We start from the raw sequence: 19944 nt of genomic DNA on the forward strand, positions 1-19944 counted from the left end.
TTTTGCTGTCTGCTTGGGTGGTGCGTGGTCATGAGCGGGGGTTGTTCCAGCGCGCCAGGCGCTCCTCACGCACCACTGACACTTCGGAGCCGCGCCGCCGCAGCAGCCACAGGTCGCGGGTGATCTCGTCGCCGATGCGCAGCTCGGCCCGCACCTCGAAGTACGCGCTGGTGACGCCAGTGTTCTCGGTCGCGGTGTCTTTGAGCTGCGAGAACATCTCGCGCAGCTGGCCGGGGGAGGTGAAGCCGCCGTCGTTGGCGCGGCGCCGCCGCTCTTCCACCACGCGTTCCGCGCCGCCACGGTCCAGGCCGATGATGGCGGCCGACAGCACCTCCACGCCCGCGGTGTTGATGTTGAGCGTGGTGCGCTCGGGCAGCAGGTCGATGAAGGGCCGCAGCGAGTCGATCACCGACGGTTCGATGCCCAGCCAGCTGAGCTGCGACATCCGCGTGGGCGCCAGCACCGCGTCCTGCGACAAGCCCTGCGTGGCCCAGGACTGGCGCAGCCCGTTGACGATGCGCACCGCCACCTCGTCGGGCAGCCCGGCGTCGGCGCACAAGGTGCGAAAGATCAGCACCTGCTGCGCCAGCGGCTCGCCCTTGTCGTCGAACAGGTTGCGCAGGTTGAAGCGCGACTGCGCATCGATGATCTGGCCACGCATGAAGGCCCGCAGCTGCCCTTCCTGGCCGGTGGGCGAGCGGTCGTTGCCGCTGACCAGGGTGGACAGCTCGGTCTCGGGCAGCGCGGTGGCCCAGGCTTCGCCCAGGTGGTCGGTCTTGGCGCTCTTGGTGGCGTCCTGCCGCAGGATCCAGCGCGCCAGCTCCAGCCCGCCTTGCGCCACCCGCGCGCTCTGCTCGCGGGCGCGCTCGGCGGCTTCCACGCGGATGGCCCGGTCCTGCTGGTACACCATGCCGGCTGCCAGCGTGGCCACCAGGGTCAGCACGATCATGGCCAGCAGCAGCGCGGCGCCGCGCTGGCGGTGCGTGGGGGAGTGGGGCAGGCGGCGGTTCATCGGGGCGCAGCCGGCAGTGCGGTGTCGCGGGTGAGGGTGCCGACGTTTTCACCCTCGAACTGCATCACCAGCCGCACCGCCACCGGCAGCGCTTCCTGGGTGGACTCGCAGTTGTTCAGGCTGGGGCTGCCGTCGCTGCAGTAGGTCTGCCAGCTGCTCACGCCATCCAGCATCGGCAGCTGGGTGCTTTCGGTGCCCAGCAGCTGCTGGCTGCGCAGCCAGTATTCCTGCAGCTCGCCCACCAGCCGGGTGGATGGGCTGGCCCAGCGCAGCAGCCGGCCGTTGCGCACCGACCAGGCCACCACCTGCACCCCGTCGTCGGTGGTGCGCACCAGGCGAGCGATCTGGTTGGCCAGCAACATCGGCGGCACCGCGGTGCCGGGGTAGAGGGCGCGCAGATCGGCCTGCCACTGCGCCATCACCGTGCCCACGCGCAGCGTGCGGTCCACGCTGGCCTTGGCCACGGTGCGCGAGCGGGCGATGGCGTCCACGCCCTGCCAGGCCATGACGGCCATCACCGCCATGATGAACATGGCGACCAGCACTTCCACCAGGGTGAAGCCGCGTTGGGTGCGCATGGTCAGCGGTAGCGGTACATGCCGGTGGTCACGCTGACCAGCGGCACGTCGTTCTCGTCGCCCACCACCGCGTCCACCACCCGCAGGTCGGCGTTCACCGTGCCGCGCACGATCAGCCGGCCGCGGTAGCGGCGGCCCAGCTGTTCACATTCGAAGGTGGTCTCGCCGATGCCCGGGAAGCTGCCCTTGCGGGTGGTCAGCATCACCAGTTCGTTGTCGGCGCACCATTGCGCTGCCGTCACCAGCGCCAGGCGCTCGGCGTTGTCGGTCAGGGAGCCGGCGGCCTTCAGGCCGGCGCCGATGGCCACGGCCACGATGACCAGCGCCACCAGCACCTCGATCAGCGTGAAACCGCGTGAACGGTGTGCGCTCACGGCGTGCCCTGCTCGATGGTGAACGGGCCCAGCCCGTCGGTGAACAGCGCCATGCGTTGATCGTCCAGCCGCAGCAGGATGCGCTGCGCGCCGATCAGCGGCTCGGGGCCCAGCACCACATACCGCCGGCCGACGATCTCCACCGTCACGCCGGGCGTCATCCAGCGCAGCGGCCGGTCGCCCTTGGGCAGGCCGACGAAGCGGAAGTCGTTGCCATCAGCGTTGACGCCGCTGGTGGGTTCCCACAGCGCACGCAGCTGGCCGGCACGGGCTTCGGCGCGGGCGCCCTCCAGCAGCGCGGCCAGGCGTTCGGCCTCGCGTTCCAGCCGCACCTGCGAGCCGTCGCGCAGCGCCAGGCTGGCCACGCTGACGGCGATGGCGATCAACGCCACCACCACCATCAGCTCGATCAGCGTGAAGCCGCGCGCTACTGCGGCCCGGCGGTGCCGTGCCATGGATGCTTCACTGCCAGGAGCCGATGTCGGCGTTGTTGCCTTCGCCGCCGGTCTGGCCATCGGCCCCGAAGCTGAAGACATCGATGTCGCCCTTCACGCCGGGGTTCACGTACTGGTAGGGCCGGCCCCAGGGGTCGTTGGGCAGCTTGTCGAGGTAGGGCTTCCAGTTCATCGGAATGGTGCCCACGGTGGGTTTGCGCACCAGCGCTTCCAGGCCCTGTTCGGCCGTGGGGTAGCGCTGGTTGTCCAGCTTGTACAGCTTGAGCGCCTGGATCAGGTTGTTGACGTCGGTGCGGGCCGCGGTCACGCGGGCATCGTCGGCACGGTCGAGCACGTTGGGCACGATCAGCGCGGCCAGCACGCCGATGATGACCAGCACGACCATCAGCTCGATCAGGGTGAAACCGCGGCCGGACCGGCGGCGGCGAAGGGACGAACGCAGGATCGGGGACATGGACATGCGGAGGGCCGTGACAGGCGCACTTGACGACAAAACCGATCGATCATAATCGCCGCATGACGGCACGACTGTTGGCCTTTGCAATCTGGGCAGCCGCCGCGGCCACCGCGGCGTTCTGGGGCCTACGGGTGTTCGTGGCCACACCCCAGATTCCCGCGCACGCGCAGGCGGCCGGCGCCGGTGGTTTGCCGCCGGCCGATGTGTCGCGCGTGCTGGGCCAGGCGCCGGTGATCGTCGAGGCCGCGCCCGTGGCCCCCGAGGTCAGCAGCCGCTTCCAGCTGGTGGGCGTGGCCGCGCCGCGTGCCAACGACAACCGCCCCGGCGGCGTCGCGCTGATCGCGGTCGATGGCAAGCCGCCGCGCGCCTACCGCGTGGGCACCGCCATCGATGCCGGCTTCGTGCTGCAGGCGGTGCATGCCCGCGGCGCCGAACTGGGCCCACGGGGCGAGGCACCGCAGGTGCGGCTGGAGCTGCCGCCGCTGCCGCCGCCCAACACCGGCACGTTGCCGGTGGAGAACTACGGCGCGACCACGCTGCCGTCCGTTCCGGCGGTGCCCGGGGCCATGCCGTCCACGGTGCCGCCGGGCTATTCACCGGGTGTCCAGCCGCCCGCCTTGTACCGGCCGCCCACGGCCGCCGGCGGGCCGGGCCAGCTGCCCGGCGGGCGACCGGTGGTGCCCGGCCAGCAGGTGGTGCCGGCCCAGCCGGTGCCAGGCGTGCAGCCAGGCCAGCCGGTGCAGGAGTCACCGGAAGGTCAGAACACCAACTGAGCCTGACGGGCGTGCCTTGTGGGCGCCTGTTCCGCTGGCGATGGCTAAAGCGGCACGTCCGGGGCGTCCAGCGGCCCGGGCCGGGTGGCGTCTTCGCCGGGCGGGGCCAGCGGTATTTCGCCGGTGGTCATGGCCACCGGGCGTGACGGGCCGGGGTCTTCGCCTTCGGCCACCTCGGTGAGCAGCGCGGCCGCCGCGCGCACCAGCGGCCAGGCCACGGTGGCACCGGTGCCGTCGGTGCTTTCCATGCCCAGCTCCAGCAGTGCCGAGGCGCGGAACAGCCCCAGCGCCTGGTCCAGCCCCTGGTGCGAATGGCTGCGGCAGAACACGCAGTAGTCGGTCACCGGCGGCGCGATGCGCGAGGCCACCATCAGTGCCGCGCAGGCGGCCATGCCGTCCACCATCACCAGATGGCGCTTGCTGGCCGAGACCAGCATCACGCCCACCATCATCGCGATCTCGAAGCCGCCGAAGGCGGCCAGCACTTCCACGGGGTCGCTGGTGTCGCGGTGGCGGCCTTGCGCGCCCTGCACCACGGCCATCAGGTGGGCCAGGTCGTCCTGGTTCATCTGCGGGCCTTCGATCAGCAGCTCGCGGATCGACGAGTCGCTGAGCCGCGACAGCACCAAGGCCGCGCTTTCATGGCTGCCCACGCCGATGCCGGCGCAGGCCACCAGGTTGCCGCGCAGGGCATCGCCGATCTCCATGCCGGCGCGGATGGCCGCATGCGCCTGGTCGGTGCTCATCGCCGGGCCGACGCGGGCGTTGCGGGTGCCGTGGGCGATCTTGCGCATCAGCAGCCGGTCGTGCGGCAGCAGCGTCTCGGCCACGCCGCAGTCCACCACCGACAGCTCCATACCCTGGATGCGCGCGAAGACCGCCACCGGCAGCTGGGCACTCAGCAGCTGCAGCACCTGCTCACGCGTGCTGCGCTGGTGCGGGCGGTTCAGGCCATCGACGGCCAGCCCGTGGTCGGAGGCGAACAACACCACCTGCGGCTCCCGCAGGCGGGGCTTCAGCGTGTTCTGCATCAGCCCCAGGCGCACGGCCAGCGGCTCCAGTTCACCCAGGCTGCCGGTGGTCTCGCTGCGCCGCAGCAGCTTGTCGCGCAGCGCGCTCTCCAGCAGGGCGCTGGAGGTGGGCGAGATCAGCGAGCGGTTGACCGGCATCGGGCCAGTTTAAGCACCGGATCAGCGGAGGAACATGCGATAGACGGGATTGTCGGTCTCGTCGACGAAGGGGTAGTTGAGTCCGTCCAGGAACTCGCGCAAGGCCTTGCGCTCGGCCTTGGGCACCTGCAGCCCCACCAGGATGCGGCCATAGTCGGCCCCCTGGTTGCGGTAATGGAACAGGCTGATGTTCCAGTTCGGCGGCATCGCCGCCAGGAAGCGCATCAGCGCGCCCGGCCGCTCGGGGAAGACGAAGCGGTATAGCCGTTCGTCGTGCGCCAGCTCGGTGCGGCCGCCCACCATGTGCCGCACGTGCTGCTTGGCCAGCTCGTCGTCGGTCAGGTCCAGCGTCTTGAAGCCGTGGCGCTCGAAGCTGCGGGCCAGCGTGTGGGCCTCCTCGCGCTTTTGCGTGGAAACGCCGACGAAGACGTGCGCCGTTTCGGCGTCGGAGATGCGGTAGTTGAATTCGGTGACGCTGCGCGGGCCGATCAGCTCGCAGAAGCGCTTGAAAGAGCCGCGCGCCTCGGGGATGGTGACGGCGAACACCGCCTCGCGTTCTTCACCCACCTCGGCCCGTTCGGCCACGAAGCGCAAGCGGTCGAAGTTCATGTTGGCGCCGCAGGTGATGGCCACGAAGGTCTTGCCCTTGACCTTGTTCGTGTCCACGTACTGCTTGATGGCGGCCACGCCCATCGCGCCCGAGGGCTCGAGGATGCTGCGGGTGTCCTGGAACACATCCTTGATGGCGGCGCACACGGCGTCGGTGTCCACCACCACGTACTCGTCCACCAGTTCGCGGGCGATGCGGAAGGTTTCTTCACCCACCAGCTTGACGGCGGTGCCGTCGGCGAACAGGCCGACGTCGTTCAGCGCCACCCGCTTGCCGGCACGCACCGAGCGCACCATGGCGTCGGAGTCGGTGGTTTGCACGCCGATCACGCGGATCTCGGGCCGCACCGCCTTGATGTACGAGGCCACGCCGGAGATGAGCCCGCCACCGCCGATGGCGACGAACACCGCGTCGATCGGGCCTTCATGCTGGCGCAGGATCTCCATCGCGATGGTGCCCTGACCCGCGATCACGTCGGGATCGTCGAACGGGTGGACGAAGGTCAGGCCCCGTTCGGCCTGCAACTGCTTGGCGTGCTCGGCCGCGTCGGAGTAGCTGTCGCCGAACAGCACCACGTCGCCGCCCAGTGCCTTGACCGCGTCGACCTTCACGCGCGGCGTGGTCACCGGCATCACGATCACCGCCTTCGCGCCCAGGCGCTTGGCACTCAGCGCCACGCCTTGGGCATGGTTGCCGGCGGAGGCGCAGATGACGCCGCGGCCCAGCTGGTCGGCCGACAGGTGGGCCATCTTGTTGTAGGCGCCGCGCAGCTTGAAGCTGAAGACCGGCTGCTGGTCCTCACGCTTCAGGAAGACCTGGTTGCCCACCCGCTTGGACAGGTTGCGGGCATGGTCCAGCGGAGACTCGATCGCCACGTCGTAGACGCGCGCCGTGAGAATCTTGCGCAGGTAGTCGGGGTGGGGGGTACTGCCGCGGGAGGATCGCTGGGAGCTGGCGCCTGCCATGGTGACGGTCGTCTTTCTTATGATGCGGCGCCGCATCATAAAGAAAAAGGCCCGAGGCTTGCGCCTCGGGCCGAATCCACCAATGGAGGAGGTGGAGGAGACAACCGGTAGGTGGGCAGAAGGCCTCACCAGTGGGGTTTACTCTAGCAGCCCGCGTGCTGCGCTGCAATAACGGGGCGATGAAAATCTGCCCTTGCGCGCGTCGCGGCGTCGGTTCGCGTTGCAAAATTCCCATCACATAGACACAAAAGCACCGACACGGTGCAAAACAGCGATGGAATGCACGATCAACTGGGTGCCCGCGACCGGCATGGGCTTCGTGGCCGAGACGGGAAGCGGCCATCTGCTGAACATGGACGGCGCGCCCGACGGCGGCGGCCGCAACCTGGCGCCGCGGCCGATGGAGACGCTGCTGGCCGGCGCCGGCGGCTGCACCGCCTATGACGTGGTGCTGATCCTCAAGCGGGGCCGCCACGACGTGACCGGCTGCGAGGTGAAGGTGACGGCCGAGCGGGCGCCCGTCGACCCCAAGGTGTTCACGCGCATCCACCTGCACTTCAAGGTCAGCGGCCGCAACCTGCCCGAGGCGGCGGTGGCGCGCGCCATCGAGCTGTCGCACGACAAGTACTGCTCGGCCACCATCATGCTGGCCAAGACGGCCGAAGTGACGACCGGGTTCGAGATCGTCGCGGCCAGTTCAGCCGCCGGGCCGTCCCAAGGCTGAACGCTCCCCCCTGGGGGGACGCGAGCGCAGCGAGCTTGGGGGCGGCCAGTTCAGCCGCCGGGCCGTCCCAAGGCTGAACGCTCCCCCCTGGGGGGACGCGAGCGCAGCGAGCTTGGGGGCCTCATCCCTCTAGATGCGATGTGCGGTGAAGGTCATCACCTTGCTGGCTGCGCGCATCAGGCCGGTGACCGCGCGCGGCAGCGGCTGTGCGCCGGCCGCTTCGGCATGCTGCGCATGGCGGGCCTCGTCGATCTTCATCTGCGCGACGATGGCCCGTGAGCGTTCGTCCTGCGGCGGCAGGCGGTCGAGATGGCCGTCCAGGTGCTGCTCCACCTGTCGCTCCGTTTCCGACAGAAATCCCAGGCTCACCGCATCGCTGGCGCGCCCGGCCACCAAACCGATGGCGAAAGCGCCGGCATACCAGAGCGGGTTGAGCAGGCTGGGGCGGTCGCCCAGCTCTTCCAGCCGCTGGGCGGTCCAGGCCAGGTGGTCCAGTTCCTCCTTGGCGGCCTGGTTCATGGCGTCGCGCAGGGCGGGGTCGCGCGCCGTCAGGGCTTGCGCCTGATAGAGCGCCTGGGCGCACACCTCGCCGACGTGGTTCACCCGCATCAGCGCGCCGGAAAGGCGTCGATCTTCCGGCGACAGTTCCTGGGCGGCGGTCTCGGGCGCGGTGGGCAGCGGACGTGCCGCACGGGCACCGCCGGACAGCGTGCGCAGCGCGGTGTCCGCGGCGTTCAGCAGGGCATCGACTTGGTTCATGGTGCTGGAAAGGATACCCAAACCCCACCCTCCCGCCGACCGGCGCGGCTTGACGATGCGTTGCGCACAGCCAACACAAGCCTGGTTTACGCGGTCAATTCTTTGCATCGCACCGGGTCGTCTGGTGCAATCCCCTCAGCTTCCGCAAAGGAGGTTGGCCTGCGCGGCAGTCTTGGTTCCTTGGGATCGGGCAGAAGTCGTGAGCGGGACCTCTTGTTCAACCTAGGAGATCGATGCAATGAAAAAATCTCTGTTCGCTCTGGCCGTTCTGGGCGCCTTCTCGGGCGTGGCCGCTGCGCAGTCGTCCGTCACCCTGTTCGGTATCGTTGACGCTGCCGTCCGCTACACCGACAACAACGGCACCAAGCTGACCGAGCTGACCAACAGCGGTCTGGCTTCCAGCCGCCTCGGTTTCCGCGGCGTGGAAGACCTGGGCGGTGGCCTGAAGGCTGGCTTCTGGCTGGAATCCGCCATCGGTAACGATGACGGCTCCACCAACGCCCAACGTTTCTGGCACCGTCGCACCACCATCAGCCTGATGGGCGACTTCGGTGAAGTGCGTCTGGGCCGTGACCTGGTCCCGACCTTCACGGGCTACGCCGACTTCGACGTGTTCGGCACCAACGGTGTCGGCGACGTGAGCAAGCTGCACACTGGTGTCGTGACCGCTGCCGCCGCTCAGCGTCCGGCTCTGGACACCCTGGTTCGTGCTGACAACATGGTCAGCTACTTCCTGCCCAGCAACCTGGGTGGCTTTTACGGTCAAGTGTCGGTCGCTGCTGGCGAAGGCACCGTGGGCAAGAAGTACATGGGTGGCCGTCTGGGCTACGCCGCTGGTCCGCTGAACGTCGGTGGTTTCTACGGCCAGACCGAGTCGACCGGCGACGACGACTTCAAGACCGGTGGCATCGCTGCCATGTACGACTTCGGCGCCTTCAAGCTGAACGGTATCGTGTCGGAAAACAAGTTCCGCTCGGCCAAGGAGCGTCACTTCACGTTCGGTGGTTCGGTGCCCGTCGGCGCCGGCCTGATCCGCGCTTCGTACACCAAGGTGCAAGGCAAGGGCTCGATCGATGGCAACGACGCCGACCAGTTCGCGCTGGGCTACGTCCACAACCTGTCCAAGCGCACCGCGCTGTACACCTCGTACGCTCTGATCAAGAACGACGGCAACGCCTACTACACCGTTGGTGGCAAGGGCTCGGCGCTGGGCGACGATTCCTCCGGCTTCGAAGTCGGCGTCCGCCACTCGTTCTGATGTCGCGCTGCCTTCGGGCAGCTTGCGTCAGCAACACAAGAGCCGCCTTCGGGCGGCTTTTTCGTTTCCGAGTTGCTCCGAGTTGCGCAGGTGACAGGGTTGATAGGGGTTTTTTCCTGTGCAAGCGCTGCAACACGGCGAATTGAAGGATTCACGTGCTGGCAATAATGGTCCCCGCTGAGTCCATAGACAGGCGAAATCCTCATCGCTGCACGGAGACCCTCCATGAAACTAAAGATCCTGGCCGCTGCCGCCTCCCTCGTCGCGCTTTCTTCGGTGCAAGCGCAATCCACGGTTGAGATCTATGGCACCTTGGATGTAGGGGCGGACACCTCCAACCGCACGGCCGGTGTGTCGTCGGTGCTGGCAGGCCGTGTCGGCCGCCAGGAGCGCCTGACGCCCAGCATGTCCTCCATCAGCGCGCTGGGTTTCCGCGGCACCGAAGATCTGGGCGGCGGCCTGAAGGCAGGCTTCGTGCTGGAAATGCAGCCGACCCCCGACACCGGCACGCTGGGCAACGACGGCCGCACCTGGGGTCGTCAGGCGTATGTGTCGCTGACCACGCCCTACGGCGAGGTTCGCCTGGGTCGCCAGTACGCCCCGTTCTTCTACGCCAAGGCCTTCTCCACCACGGAGCGCCTGGCAGGCACCGACCTGTTCACGGGTCTGCTGACCATCAACCAGTTGCAGGTGCGCCAGGACAACCAGGTGAGCTACTGGCTCAAGGCGGGCCAGTTCACCGGCAGCGTGGCGGTGTCGCCGAACGCGGGCGTCAGCCGTTCGGGCGTGACCGGCGCCGTGCGCAACAGCACCGCTGGCGGCGCGCAGATCCTCGGCGGCCAGTCGGCCGGTGCCGAAGGCGCTGGCAAGACCTGGGGTGCTTTCGTGAACTGGGCGCAGAACCCGGTGCCGGGTGGTGAGGGTGCCAGCGTCTCCGCGGCGTACCACAAGAACCGCTTCGACGTGCCGCTGTTCCTGGGTGCCAACCCCGTGGCCGTGCTGGGTGACTACACCAGCTACGTGGTGTCGGGCCGCTACATCGCGGCTTCCGGCTGGGCGGTGGCCGCTGCCTACGGTGAAGGCTCGTACGACGTGAAGTCGTCGGCCATTGCCGCCATGCGCGGCGGCATCGACATCCGTTCCTTCGCCGTCGGCGCCCGTTATCTGGTGGGCAGCAATATCCAGGTCGGCGCGATGTACGGCATCCAGGAGTTCAAGAACTTCACCGAAGGCAAGGACAAGGCCCTGGTCATCGGCGCCGACTACCTGCTGAGCAAGCGCACCGCGCTGTACACCCGCTACGGCTGGCTGAAGGACGACGAAGGCAATTCGTCGCGGGTGAGTGCCACCGGTTTCCTGAACGGCGGCCCGGAGCCCTTCCTGGTCAGCACCGGCCTGCGTGAAGTGCCGGTGTGGAACGGCGTGGGCGTGAACCCGGGTGGCAAGTCCACCACCTTCACGGTCGGCGTGCGTCACACGTTCTGATCGTTCCACCGGCTGACGACCCTCGGTCGGCAGCCCCTGCGATACCGGCCTTGCGCCGGTATCGTCGTTTTCAGCTACGGACTTACCCGCCTTGGCGTGCGGCACGCCTTTTGCGGATGATCCGGGCTTTTCCAGGAGGAGTACCCAAGGTGGTGCATTCCAAGACATCGGCCTGGGTGCCAGTGGTGATGGCTGCTGTGTTTGCAGCAGTGCCGGCCCAGGCCAAGACTTTCAAATGGGCCAGTGCCAGTGATATCCCCACCTGGGATATCCATTCGCAGAACAATGCGCTGGCCAATGGCGTGCACGCGACGGTGTACGAGTCGCTGTTCTATTACAACGCCAAGTTCGATCTGGAGCCGCTGCTGGCCACTGGCTGGCAGCAGGTCAGCCCGACCCAGGTGCGCATCAAGCTGCGCAAGGGCGTGAAGTTCCATGACGGCTCGGCCTTCAACGCCGATGACGCGGTGTTCTCGATCAACCGCGCGATGGAGAAAACGTCCAACTACGGCGTCTTCACACAGGGCATCGATAAGGTGGTGAAGGTCGACGACGAGACCATCGACATCATCACCCGCGGGCCCAACCCGGTGCTGCTGCGCCAGCTGACCGAGCTGCGCATGATGGACAAGGAGTGGGCCGAGAAGAACAAGAGCACCTCGCCCAAGGACATCAAGACCAAGGAAGAGAACTACGCCCACCGCCATGCCAACGGCACCGGCCCCTACATGCTCAAGAGCTGGGATCCGGATGTGAAGCTGGTGCTGGAGAAAAACCCGGCGTGGTGGGGCAAGTCCAACGGCAACGTCACCGAGATCGTCTACACGCCGATCAAGTCGGAAGCCACGCGTGTGGCCGCGCTGCTGTCGGGCGAGGTGGACCTGGTGCTCGACCCTTCGCCGGCCGACCTGCCCAAGCTGCGTGCCGCCTCCAACCTGAAGGTGCTGGACGGCGCCGAGAACCGCACGATGTTCCTGGGCATGGACCAGTTCCGCGACGAACTGCCCGGCTCCAACATCAAGGGCAAGAACCCGCTGAAGGACCTGCGGGTGCGCAAGGCGCTGTACCAGGCCATCGACATCCAGACCATCCACCGCGTGACGATGCGCGGCCTGAGCCAGGTCACCGGCACGCTGATCGCGCCGCAGGTCAATGGCTGGACCAAGAAGGCCGATGCCCGCTGGCCCTACAGCCCCGACGAGTCGCGCAAGCTGCTGGCCGAGGCGGGTTACGCCAACGGCTTCGAGGTGGACTTCGCCTGCCCCAACAACCGCTACATCAACGACGAAGAGATCTGCCAGGCCATCACCGCGATGTGGGCCCGCATCGGCGTCAAGGCCAAGCTGCGCACGCTGCCGCTGGTGACCTACTTCCCAATGCTGCAGCGCTATGAACCCAGCATCTACCTGCTGGGCTGGGGCGTGCCCACCTTCGATGCGCTGTACTCGCTGCAGTCGCTGGTGCGCTCGGTGGGCGCGCAGGGTGACGGCAACTACAACATCGGCCGTTACAGCAATCCGCAGATGGATGCGCTGGTCGAGCGCATCAAGAAAGAGGTGGACCAGGGCAACCGCAACGCGCTGATCGAGCAGGCGCTGCTGCTGTCGCACCAGGACGTCTCGCACATCCCGCTGCACAACCAGGTTATCCCCTGGGCGATGAAGAAGAACGTGGAGGTGGCGCACCGGGCCGACAACCGGCTGGACATGCGCACCGTCCGCATCGATTGAACCTTCTCGTGGTGCCGGCCTCACAGCCGGGCACCGCGCCCATCGCGTCTATCCAAGGCTAGCCGGCCGCCCAGGCGGCGCCGGCTTCCTCTTCGCAGCACATGCTTGTTTTCATCTTCCGCCGGCTGGTCCAGGCCATCGTCGTCATGCTGACGGTGGCCTTCATCGCCTTCATGCTGTTCCAGTACGTGGGCGATCCGGTCACCAACCTGCTGGGCCAGGACGCCACGCCCGAGCAGCGTCAGCAGCTGCGCGCCGACCTCGGCCTGGACAAGCCCTTCCCCGTGCAGTTCGCCGCCTTCGTCGGCAATGCGGTGCAGGGTGAGTTCGGTCTCAGCCTGCGCCAGGGCCGCAAGGTCTCGTCCCTCATCGCCGAGCGCTTTCCGGCCACGCTGGAGCTGGCGCTGGCTGCGGCCGTCATCGCACTCCTCATCGGCGTGCCCATGGGCGTGTATGCAGCGCTGCGGCGGGGCAACTTCCTGGCCCAGGCCATGATGACCTTCTCGCTGCTGGGCGTCTCGCTGCCCACCTTCCTGATCGGCATCCTGCTGATCCTGGTGTTCGCGGTCACGCTCAAGGTGCTGCCCAGCTTCGGCCGCGGCGATGTGGTGACCATCGGCGGCTGGACCACCGGCTTCCTCACGGTCGATGGCCTCAAGCACCTGGTGCTGCCCGCCATCACGCTGTCGATCTACCAGCTCACGCTGATCATGCGGCTGGTGCGCTCGGAGATGCTGGAGGTGCTGCGCGCCGACTACATCAAGTTCGCCCGCGCCCGCGGCCTGCACACCCGCGCGGTGTACTTCGGCCATGCGCTCAAGAACACGCTGGTGCCGGTGATCACCATCACCGGGCTGCAACTGGGCGGCCTGATCGCCTTTGCCATCATCACCGAGACGGTGTTCCAGTGGCCCGGCATGGGTCTGCTGTTCATCCAGGCGGTGCAGTTCGCCGACATCCCGGTGATGGCGGCCTACCTGTGCCTGGTGGCGTTGATCTTCGTGCTCATCAACCTGCTGGTCGACCTGCTTTATTTCGCGGTCGATCCCCGCCTGCGCATCGATGGCAGTACCGCCGGCCATTGATCGCCCCCTGTCCCTTGTCCCTGCGTTTGCCGTGGAAGTCCTCACCATGAAGTTCAAGCCCACCCTTCTCGCCGCCGCGCTTGCCCTGGCCTGCGGCCTGGCCCAGGCCGTCACCCTGCGCGTGGCCGACGTCGGCGACGTGCAGTCGATGGACCCGCACTCGCTGAACGAGACGCTGCAGCTCAGCTTCACCCAGAACATCTACGACCCGCTGGTCAGCCGCGGCAAGGACATGTCGCTCAAGCCGGGCCTGGCCACCAAGTGGACCCAGACCTCGCCGACGGTGTGGCGCTTCGAGCTGCGCAAGGGCGTCACCTTCCACGACGGCACGCCCTTCACCGCCGACGACGTGGTGTTCTCCTTCAAGCGCGGCGCCTCCGAAGGCTCCGACATGAAGGGCTACACCAACCCCATCAAGGAAGTGCGCAAGGTCAACGACTTCGCGGTCGACATCGAGACCAACGCGCCGCTGCCCATCCTGCCGGACACCCTCACCAGCCTGTTCATCATGAGCAAGAAGTGGTGCGAGGAGAACAAGGCCGAGCGCCCGGTGGACCGCCGCAAGGGCATCGAGAACTACGCCAGCTTCAAGGCCAACGGCACCGGCCCGTACCGCCTGAAGGAGCGCCAGCCCTCCACCCGCACGGTGATCGTGCGCAACAACAACTACTTCGAGAAGTTCGAGGGCAACGTCGACGAGGTGATCTTCACCCCCATCGGCAACGACGCCACCCGCGTGGCGGCGATGCTGTCGGGTGAGGTGGACGTGATGGAGCCGGTGCCGCTGCAGGACGTGGAGCGCCTGAAGGCCGGCGGCTTCACCGTGCTGCAAGGCCCCGAGCTGCGCACCATCTTCCTGGGCATGGACCAGAAGCGCGACGAACTGCTGTTCTCCAACGTCAAGGGCAAGAACCCCTTCAAGGACGTGCGGGTGCGCAAGGCCTTCTACCAGGCCATCGACATCGACGCGATCAAGTCGCGCGTGATGCGCAATGCCTCGTCGCCCACCGCGCTGATGGTGGGCCCGGGCATCCGCGGCTTCCAGCCCGACATGAACAAGCGGCTGCCGTATGACGTGGAAGCCGCCAAGAAGCTGATGGCCGAGGCCGGCTACCCGAACGGCTTCGAGGTGGGCATGAACTGCCCGAACGACCGCTACGTGAACGACGGACCGATCTGTCAGGCCGTGGCCGCCAGCCTGGCGCGCATCGGTGTCAAGGTGAACCTGCAGACCGAGACCAAGAACACCTACTTCCCGAAGATCCTGCGCCGCGACACCAGCTTCTACCTGCTGGGCTGGACGCCCAGCACCACCGATGCGCACGATGCCATCTCGGCGCTGATGGCCACGCCCACCGACAAGGGCCAGGGCCAGTTCAACCTGGGCAGCTACAGCAACCCGAAGTTCGATGAGCTGGCCGCCAAGATCGCCTCCGAGATCGACGACAGCAAGCGCAACGCCTACATCCGCGAGGCGTTCAAGATCCACGCCGATGACGTGGGCCACATCCCGCTGCACCAGCAGGCCCTGGCCTGGGCGATGCGCAGCAACGTGAGCCTGGTGCAGCTGCCCGACAACCGCCTGTTCTTCAAGTGGGTCACGGTCAAAGCCAAATGAGCACCGCTTCTGCAGCCGCCCCTTCCTGGTGGCGCCGCGCGCTGGACAGCGACGTCTGGTTCAGCTTCCGCAGCTCGCCCATGGCCATCGCCGCGGCCCTCATCGCGGCGGTGTGCCTGTTCTGCGCGCTGTTCGCCGACGTGGTGGCGCCGCACAACCCGTTCGACCTGGCATCGCTGGAGCTGTCGGATGCGCGACTGCCGCCGGCCTGGCAGGAGGGCGGCAGCAGCAAGTACCTGTTCGGCACCGACGACCAGGGCCGCGACATCCTCTCGGCGCTGATGTACGGCGCGCGCATCTCGCTGCTGGTGGGCATCGCCTCGGTGCTGCTGTCGGTGGTGCTGGGCGTGGGCCTGGGCCTGCTGTCCGGCTTCGTCGGCGGCAAGACCGACGCCTTCATCATGCGGGTGTGCGACGTCATGCTGTCGTTCCCGTCCATCCTGATCGCGCTGCTGATCGACGGTGTCGGCCGCGCCATGTTTCCCAACGCGCATGACACGCTGGCCTTTGCGGTGCTGATCCTGGCCATCGCGATACCGGGCTGGGTGCCGTATGCACGCACGGTGCGCGGCTCCACGATGGTGGAACGCAGCAAGGAGTACGTGCAGGCGGCGCGCGTCATCGGCGTCAGCTCGGGCCGCATCATGTGGAAGCATGTGCTGCCCAACGTGTTGGGCCCGGTGCTGGTGCTGGCCACCATCCAGGTGGCGCTGGCCATCCTGACCGAATCGACGCTGTCCTTCCTGGGCGTGGGCGTGCCGCCGACGCAGCCCTCGCTAGGCACGCTGATCCGCGTGGGCAACGACTTCCTGTTCTCCGGCGAATGGTGGATCACCATCTTCCCCGGCGCGATGCTGGTGCTGATCGCGCTGTCGGTGAACCTGCTGGGCGACTGGCTGCGCGACGCGCTCAACCCGCGCCTGCGTTGATTGTTTTCACTCATGACGGCACCCTTGCTTGAAGTACGCCACCTGCGGGTGGAGTTCCCCACCCGGCGCGGCAACCTGCTGGCGCTGGACGACATCTCGTTCGAGATCCGCCCCGGCGAGATCCTGGGCGTGGTCGGTGAGTCCGGCGCCGGCAAGTCGCTGACCGGCGCCGCCATCATCGGCCTGCTGGAGCCGCCCGGCCGCATCGCCGGCGGCGAGATCCTGCTGGACGGCAAGCGCATCGACAACCTGCCGTACGAGCAGATGCGCGCCATCCGCGGCCGCCAGATCGGCGCGATCTTTCAAGATCCGCTGACCTCGCTGAACCCGCTGTACACCATCGGCCGTCAGCTGGTGGAAACCATCCGCACCCACCTGCCGCTCTCCGAGGCGCAGGCGCGCGAGCGCGCCATCCAGCTGCTGCGCGACACCGGCATCCCGGCGGCGGAAGCGCGCATCGACCAGTACCCGCACCAGTTCTCGGGCGGCATGCGCCAGCGGGTGGTGATTGCCCTGGCGCTGGCGGCCGAGCCCAAGCTCATCGTGGCCGACGAGCCCACCACCGCGCTGGACGTGTCCATCCAGGCGCAGATCATTTCGCTGCTCAAGCGCATCTGCAAGGAGCGCGGCGCCGCGGTGATGCTGGTCACGCACGACATGGGCGTGATCGCCGAGACCTGCGACCGCGTGGCCGTGATGTACGCCGGCCGCGTGGCCGAGATCGGGCCGGTGCACGAGGTGATCCACCGGCCGGCCCACCCCTACACCTATGGCCTGATGGGCTCGATTCCCGCGATGGATGAAGAGCGCGAACGCCTGTTGCAGATCGACGGTTCCATGCCCCGCCTGAATGCCATTCCCACCGGCTGCGCCTTCAACCCGCGCTGCCCGCGGGTGTTCGACCGCTGCCGCCAGGAGCGCCCCGGCCTGATGGACGCCGGCGCCACGCGGGCCGCCTGCTGGCTGGTGCAGGGGGGCGCAGCATGAGCCTCGTCGAAGTCAACGACCTCGCCAAGATCTTCGACGTCTCGGCCCCCTGGCTCAACCGCGTGGTCGAGCGCAAGCCGCGGCAGTTCGTGCATGCGGTCGATGGCGTGAGCTTCAGCATCGAGCGCGGCAAGACGCTGGCGCTGGTGGGTGAATCGGGCTGCGGCAAGAGCACCGTGGCGCGGCTGCTGGTGGGCCTGTACGGGCCCACGCGCGGCTCGGTGCAGTTCGACGGGCAGGACACGCGCACGGTGTTCGCGTCACCCGGCGCGCGGGCGCTGCGTCGGCGCATGCAGATGATCTTCCAGGACCCCTATGCCAGCCTGAACCCGCGGTGGAAGATCCTGGACATCGTCGGCGAGCCGCTGCGTGAGCACGACCTGGTGACCGACAAGGACACGCTGCGCCGGCGCGTGGGCGAGCTGCTGCAGCAGGTGGGCCTGAGCGCGGCCGACGTCGAGAAGTTTCCGCACCAGTTCTCGGGCGGCCAGCGGCAGCGCATCTCGATCGCGCGGGCGCTGGCCACGCAGCCGGAATTCCTGGTGTGCGACGAGCCCACCTCGGCGCTGGACGTCTCGGTGCAGGCGCAGGTGCTCAACATCATGAAGGACCTGCAGCGCGAGCGGGGCCTGACCTACCTGTTCATCTCGCACAACCTGGCGGTGGTGCGGCACGTGGCTGATCAGGTGGGTGTGATGTATCTGGGCCGGCTGGTGGAGCTGGCCGACAAGGCCCCGCTGTTCAGCCAGCCGCGGCACCCCTACACCCGCATGCTGCTGGACGCGATTCCGGACATCCACATGACGGGTCGCGCCCGCACGCCGGTGCAGGGCGAGGTGCCCAACCCGCTGAACCCGCCCACGGGCTGCGCCTTCCACCCGCGCTGCCCGCATGCCAACGCCCGCTGCAAGAGCGAGCGGCCGGCGCTGAATCACTTCCAGGGCATCCGCGTGGCTTGCCATGCGGTGGAAGAGGGGCGGATCTAGATTCAGCGGCCCGCCTTGGGGCGGCCCGGCGGCGGGGGTCATCTGCCCCCAAGGCGGGCCTGCGGCCCACCGTCCCCCCGAGGGGGAGCGACCCGCCTTGGGGCGGCCCGGCGGCGGGTCATCCGCCCCCAAGGCGGGGCTTCAACGCCGAATCAGCTTCTCGCCCGCGAACAGCTGCGGCACCTGTTCGCGTTCGCGGATCAGGTGCACGCTGCTGCCGTCCACCATCACCTCGGCGCCGCGCGGGCGGGTGTTGTAGTTGCTGGCCATGGTCATCGCATAGGCGCCGCTGGACAGCACCGCCAGGCGGTCGCCGGCCTTGACGGCCAGTTCACGCTCGCGGCCCAGCCAGTCGCCTGACTCGCACACCGGGCCCACCACGTCCCAGGGGCGGGTCGGCTCATGGCGCGGCTTGCAGGGCACGATGCCCATGTAGGCCTCGTACATCGCCGGGCGCACCAGGTCGTTCATCGCCGCGTCGACGATGCAGAAGCTCTTGGCACCGGGCTTGAGCACCAGCACTTCGGTCACCAGCACGCCGGCATTACCCACCAGCGAGCGGCCGGGTTCGAACAGCAGCTCGCGGTGGCCGTGGCCCCGCTCGTCCAGCCGCTTGAGCAACTGGCCGATCAGCACGCCGGCCTCGGGCGGCTCTTCGTCGGTGTAGGTGATGCCCAGGCCACCGCCCAGGTCGATGTGGCGGATCGGGATGCCGGCCAGCTCCACCGCTTCCACCAGGTCGAGCACGCGGTCCAGCGCATCCAGGTAGGGCGACAGCTCGGTGATCTGCGAGCCGATGTGGCAGTCGATGCCCACCACCCGCAGCCCGGGCAGCGCGGCCGCATGCCGGTAGGCCGACAGCGCCTGCTGGTGCGCGATGCCGAACTTGTTGCCCTTGAGGCCGGTGGAGATGTAGGGGTGGGTCTTGGCGTCCACGTCGGGGTTGACGCGCAGGCTCACCGGCGCGCGCACGCCCAGGGCCACCGCCACCGACGACAGCACGTCCAGCTCGGCTTCGCTCTCCACATTGAAGCAGCGCACGCCGGCCTGCAGCGCCTGGCGCATCTCGGCGCGGGTCTTGCCGACGCCCGAGAACACCACCTTGCCCGGGTCGCCGCCGGCGGCGATCACGCGCGCCAGCTCACCGCCCGAGACGATGTCGAAGCCGCAGCCGGCTTCGGCGAAGGTCTGCAGCACGGCCAGGTTGGAGTTGGCCTTCATCGCGTAGCACACCAGATGCGGCCGTCCGGCCAGCGCGTCCTGGTACGAGGCGGCGGCGGTGCGCATGGCATTGCGCGAGTACACGTACAGCGGCGTGCCGTATTCGTCGGCCAGCCGGTTGACGGGCACGTCCTCGACGACCAGTTCCCCGTCGGTGTAGGCAATCCAGGGGCTGCCGGGCAGGTTCATCGCGCCACCCCCGAGGCCGGCTGCGCAGCCGGCGGCAATTCGAGCGGGCCCTTCTGGCCGCAGCCTGCCAGCCCCAGCACCAGGGTGATGGACGCCAGCGCGCCCAGGCCGCGTAGCCACGACGGCCGTGTCGGCAAAGAGGCCGCCGCTACACTCGAATCAGTTATTGCATTCATGCAAAAGATTCTAGCGAGCAGCATGTCCAACACCCCCTTGAGCGACCTCGAGTACCGCCGCCTGTCCGGTGCGGTGCTGGCCACGATCGAAACCACCGTGGACCGCTGGCTGCAGGACGACGTGATCGACATCGACGCCAGCCGCACCGGCGGCCTGCTGGAGCTGTCGTTTCCCAACGGCAGCAAGATCGTGGTGAACACCCAGCCGCCGCTGCAGGAGCTGTGGGTGGCGGCGCAGGCAGGCGGCTACCACTTCAAGTGGGTGGACGGCGCCTGGCGCGAACGTGAAGGTCACGAGATCTTCGCGCTGCTGTCGGCCCGCGCGAGCGAGCAGGGCGGCCAACCGCTGCAGTTCCAGCCGGCCTGATCCGCGGCCCGGCGGCGCCCGCAGGCGCCGTCACCGG

General features: G+C 68.0%; 21 protein-coding genes. 11 read left to right on the forward strand and 10 right to left on the reverse strand.

Features of this window, described 5'->3' with window-relative positions:
- Positions 1–28: 28 nt before the first annotated feature.
- The 5 genes from gspK to gspG are packed head-to-tail and all read right to left on the reverse strand — an operon-like array spanning position 29 to position 2879.
- Entirely contained in the window at positions 29–1012 is a 984-nt protein-coding gene (gene gspK, locus MW290_RS16690) for a type II secretion system minor pseudopilin GspK (protein WP_250198836.1), read from the reverse strand.
- Positions 1009–1590: a prepilin-type N-terminal cleavage/methylation domain-containing protein gene (locus MW290_RS16695; RefSeq protein ID WP_250198837.1), complete on the reverse strand. Its 582-nt coding sequence runs from the start codon at positions 1588–1590 to the stop codon at positions 1009–1011. The genes gspK and MW290_RS16695 overlap by 4 nt, the downstream gene beginning before the upstream one ends.
- Positions 1591–1592: 2 nt before the next feature.
- Complete coding sequence (gspI, locus tag MW290_RS16700; protein WP_250198838.1) at positions 1593–1964, reverse strand: type II secretion system minor pseudopilin GspI; 372 nt, start codon at positions 1962–1964, stop codon at positions 1593–1595.
- Positions 1961–2419, reverse strand: coding sequence for a pilus assembly FimT family protein (locus tag MW290_RS16705; RefSeq protein ID WP_250198839.1), 459 nt, complete (start codon positions 2417–2419; stop codon positions 1961–1963). Before MW290_RS16705 ends, gspI begins: the two co-directional genes overlap by 4 nt.
- A gap of 7 nt (positions 2420–2426) precedes the next feature.
- Positions 2427–2879, reverse strand: a complete 453-nt coding sequence (gspG, locus tag MW290_RS16710) for a type II secretion system major pseudopilin GspG (protein WP_310740150.1) — start codon at positions 2877–2879, stop codon at positions 2427–2429.
- 56 nt (positions 2880–2935) lie between these two features.
- On the opposite strand from gspG, the gene MW290_RS16715 reads away from it, so the two are divergent.
- The gene (locus tag MW290_RS16715; RefSeq protein ID WP_250198840.1) at positions 2936–3649 is read left to right on the forward strand and encodes a hypothetical protein; all 714 of its coding nucleotides are present in this window, start codon (positions 2936–2938) and stop codon (positions 3647–3649) included.
- 44 nt (positions 3650–3693) lie between these two features.
- On the opposite strand, the gene MW290_RS16720 is transcribed toward MW290_RS16715, so the two are convergent.
- Positions 3694–4818, reverse strand: a complete 1125-nt coding sequence (locus MW290_RS16720; RefSeq protein ID WP_250198841.1) for a nicotinate-nucleotide--dimethylbenzimidazole phosphoribosyltransferase — start codon at positions 4816–4818, stop codon at positions 3694–3696.
- Positions 4819–4839: 21 nt separating this feature from the next.
- On the reverse strand, positions 4840–6393 hold the full coding sequence (ilvA, locus tag MW290_RS16725) for a threonine ammonia-lyase, biosynthetic (protein WP_250198842.1): 1554 nt from the start codon (positions 6391–6393) through the stop codon (positions 4840–4842).
- Positions 6394–6667: 274 nt separating this feature from the next.
- On the opposite strand from ilvA, the gene MW290_RS16730 reads away from it, so the two are divergent.
- Positions 6668–7117, forward strand: a complete 450-nt coding sequence (locus tag MW290_RS16730; protein ID WP_250198843.1) for an OsmC family protein — start codon at positions 6668–6670, stop codon at positions 7115–7117.
- Positions 7118–7246: 129 nt separating this feature from the next.
- Here MW290_RS16730 and coq7 read toward each other — a convergent pair whose 3' ends face one another.
- Positions 7247–7876 carry a 2-polyprenyl-3-methyl-6-methoxy-1,4-benzoquinone monooxygenase gene (coq7, locus tag MW290_RS16735; protein ID WP_250198844.1) on the reverse strand — a complete coding sequence of 210 codons (630 nt, stop codon included), beginning with the start codon at positions 7874–7876 and terminating at the stop codon, positions 7247–7249.
- A 238-nt stretch (positions 7877–8114) separates the two neighbouring features.
- Between coq7 and MW290_RS16740 the strand changes: the two genes are divergently transcribed.
- The 8 genes from MW290_RS16740 to MW290_RS16775 all read left to right on the forward strand — a co-directional run bounded on the left by MW290_RS16740 (position 8115) and on the right by MW290_RS16775 (position 17954).
- The gene (locus MW290_RS16740; RefSeq protein ID WP_250198845.1) at positions 8115–9134 is read left to right on the forward strand and encodes a porin; all 1020 of its coding nucleotides are present in this window, start codon (positions 8115–8117) and stop codon (positions 9132–9134) included.
- Positions 9135–9359: 225 nt separating this feature from the next.
- Positions 9360–10619: a porin gene (locus MW290_RS16745; protein ID WP_250198846.1), complete on the forward strand. Its 1260-nt coding sequence runs from the start codon at positions 9360–9362 to the stop codon at positions 10617–10619.
- Positions 10620–10807: 188 nt separating this feature from the next.
- On the forward strand, positions 10808–12349 hold the full coding sequence (locus MW290_RS16750; RefSeq protein WP_250200031.1) for an ABC transporter substrate-binding protein: 1542 nt from the start codon (positions 10808–10810) through the stop codon (positions 12347–12349).
- A 101-nt stretch (positions 12350–12450) separates the two neighbouring features.
- Entirely contained in the window at positions 12451–13434 is a 984-nt protein-coding gene (locus MW290_RS16755) for an ABC transporter permease (RefSeq protein WP_250198847.1), read from the forward strand.
- Positions 13435–13480: 46 nt separating this feature from the next.
- Positions 13481–15052, forward strand: coding sequence for an ABC transporter substrate-binding protein (locus tag MW290_RS16760; protein WP_250198848.1), 1572 nt, complete (start codon positions 13481–13483; stop codon positions 15050–15052).
- Positions 15049–15981 carry an ABC transporter permease gene (locus tag MW290_RS16765; protein WP_250198849.1) on the forward strand — a complete coding sequence of 311 codons (933 nt, stop codon included), beginning with the start codon at positions 15049–15051 and terminating at the stop codon, positions 15979–15981. Before MW290_RS16760 ends, MW290_RS16765 begins: the two co-directional genes overlap by 4 nt.
- A 12-nt stretch (positions 15982–15993) precedes the next feature.
- Positions 15994–16968, forward strand: a complete 975-nt coding sequence (locus MW290_RS16770) for an ABC transporter ATP-binding protein (RefSeq protein ID WP_250198850.1) — start codon at positions 15994–15996, stop codon at positions 16966–16968.
- On the forward strand, positions 16965–17954 hold the full coding sequence (locus tag MW290_RS16775; protein WP_250198851.1) for an ABC transporter ATP-binding protein: 990 nt from the start codon (positions 16965–16967) through the stop codon (positions 17952–17954). Before MW290_RS16770 ends, MW290_RS16775 begins: the two co-directional genes overlap by 4 nt.
- A gap of 141 nt (positions 17955–18095) precedes the next feature.
- On the opposite strand, the gene lysA is transcribed toward MW290_RS16775, so the two are convergent.
- Together lysA and lptM are read right to left on the reverse strand one after the other, a co-directional pair.
- Entirely contained in the window at positions 18096–19364 is a 1269-nt protein-coding gene (lysA, locus tag MW290_RS16780; RefSeq protein ID WP_250198852.1) for a diaminopimelate decarboxylase, read from the reverse strand.
- Positions 19361–19672 carry an LPS translocon maturation chaperone LptM gene (gene lptM / locus MW290_RS33150; protein WP_310740151.1) on the reverse strand — a complete coding sequence of 104 codons (312 nt, stop codon included), beginning with the start codon at positions 19670–19672 and terminating at the stop codon, positions 19361–19363. Before lptM ends, lysA begins: the two co-directional genes overlap by 4 nt.
- Between lptM and cyaY the strand changes: the two genes are divergently transcribed.
- A complete protein-coding gene (gene cyaY, locus MW290_RS16790; RefSeq protein WP_250200033.1) occupies positions 19578–19907 on the forward strand; it encodes an iron donor protein CyaY in 330 nt (109 codons plus the stop codon). The genes lptM and cyaY overlap by 95 nt on opposite strands.
- Positions 19908–19944 lie beyond the last annotated feature (37 nt).

Origin of the sequence: Aquincola tertiaricarbonis (assembly GCF_023573145.1) — a bacterium.
Classification (GTDB): domain Bacteria; phylum Pseudomonadota; class Gammaproteobacteria; order Burkholderiales; family Burkholderiaceae_C; genus Aquincola; species Aquincola tertiaricarbonis_B.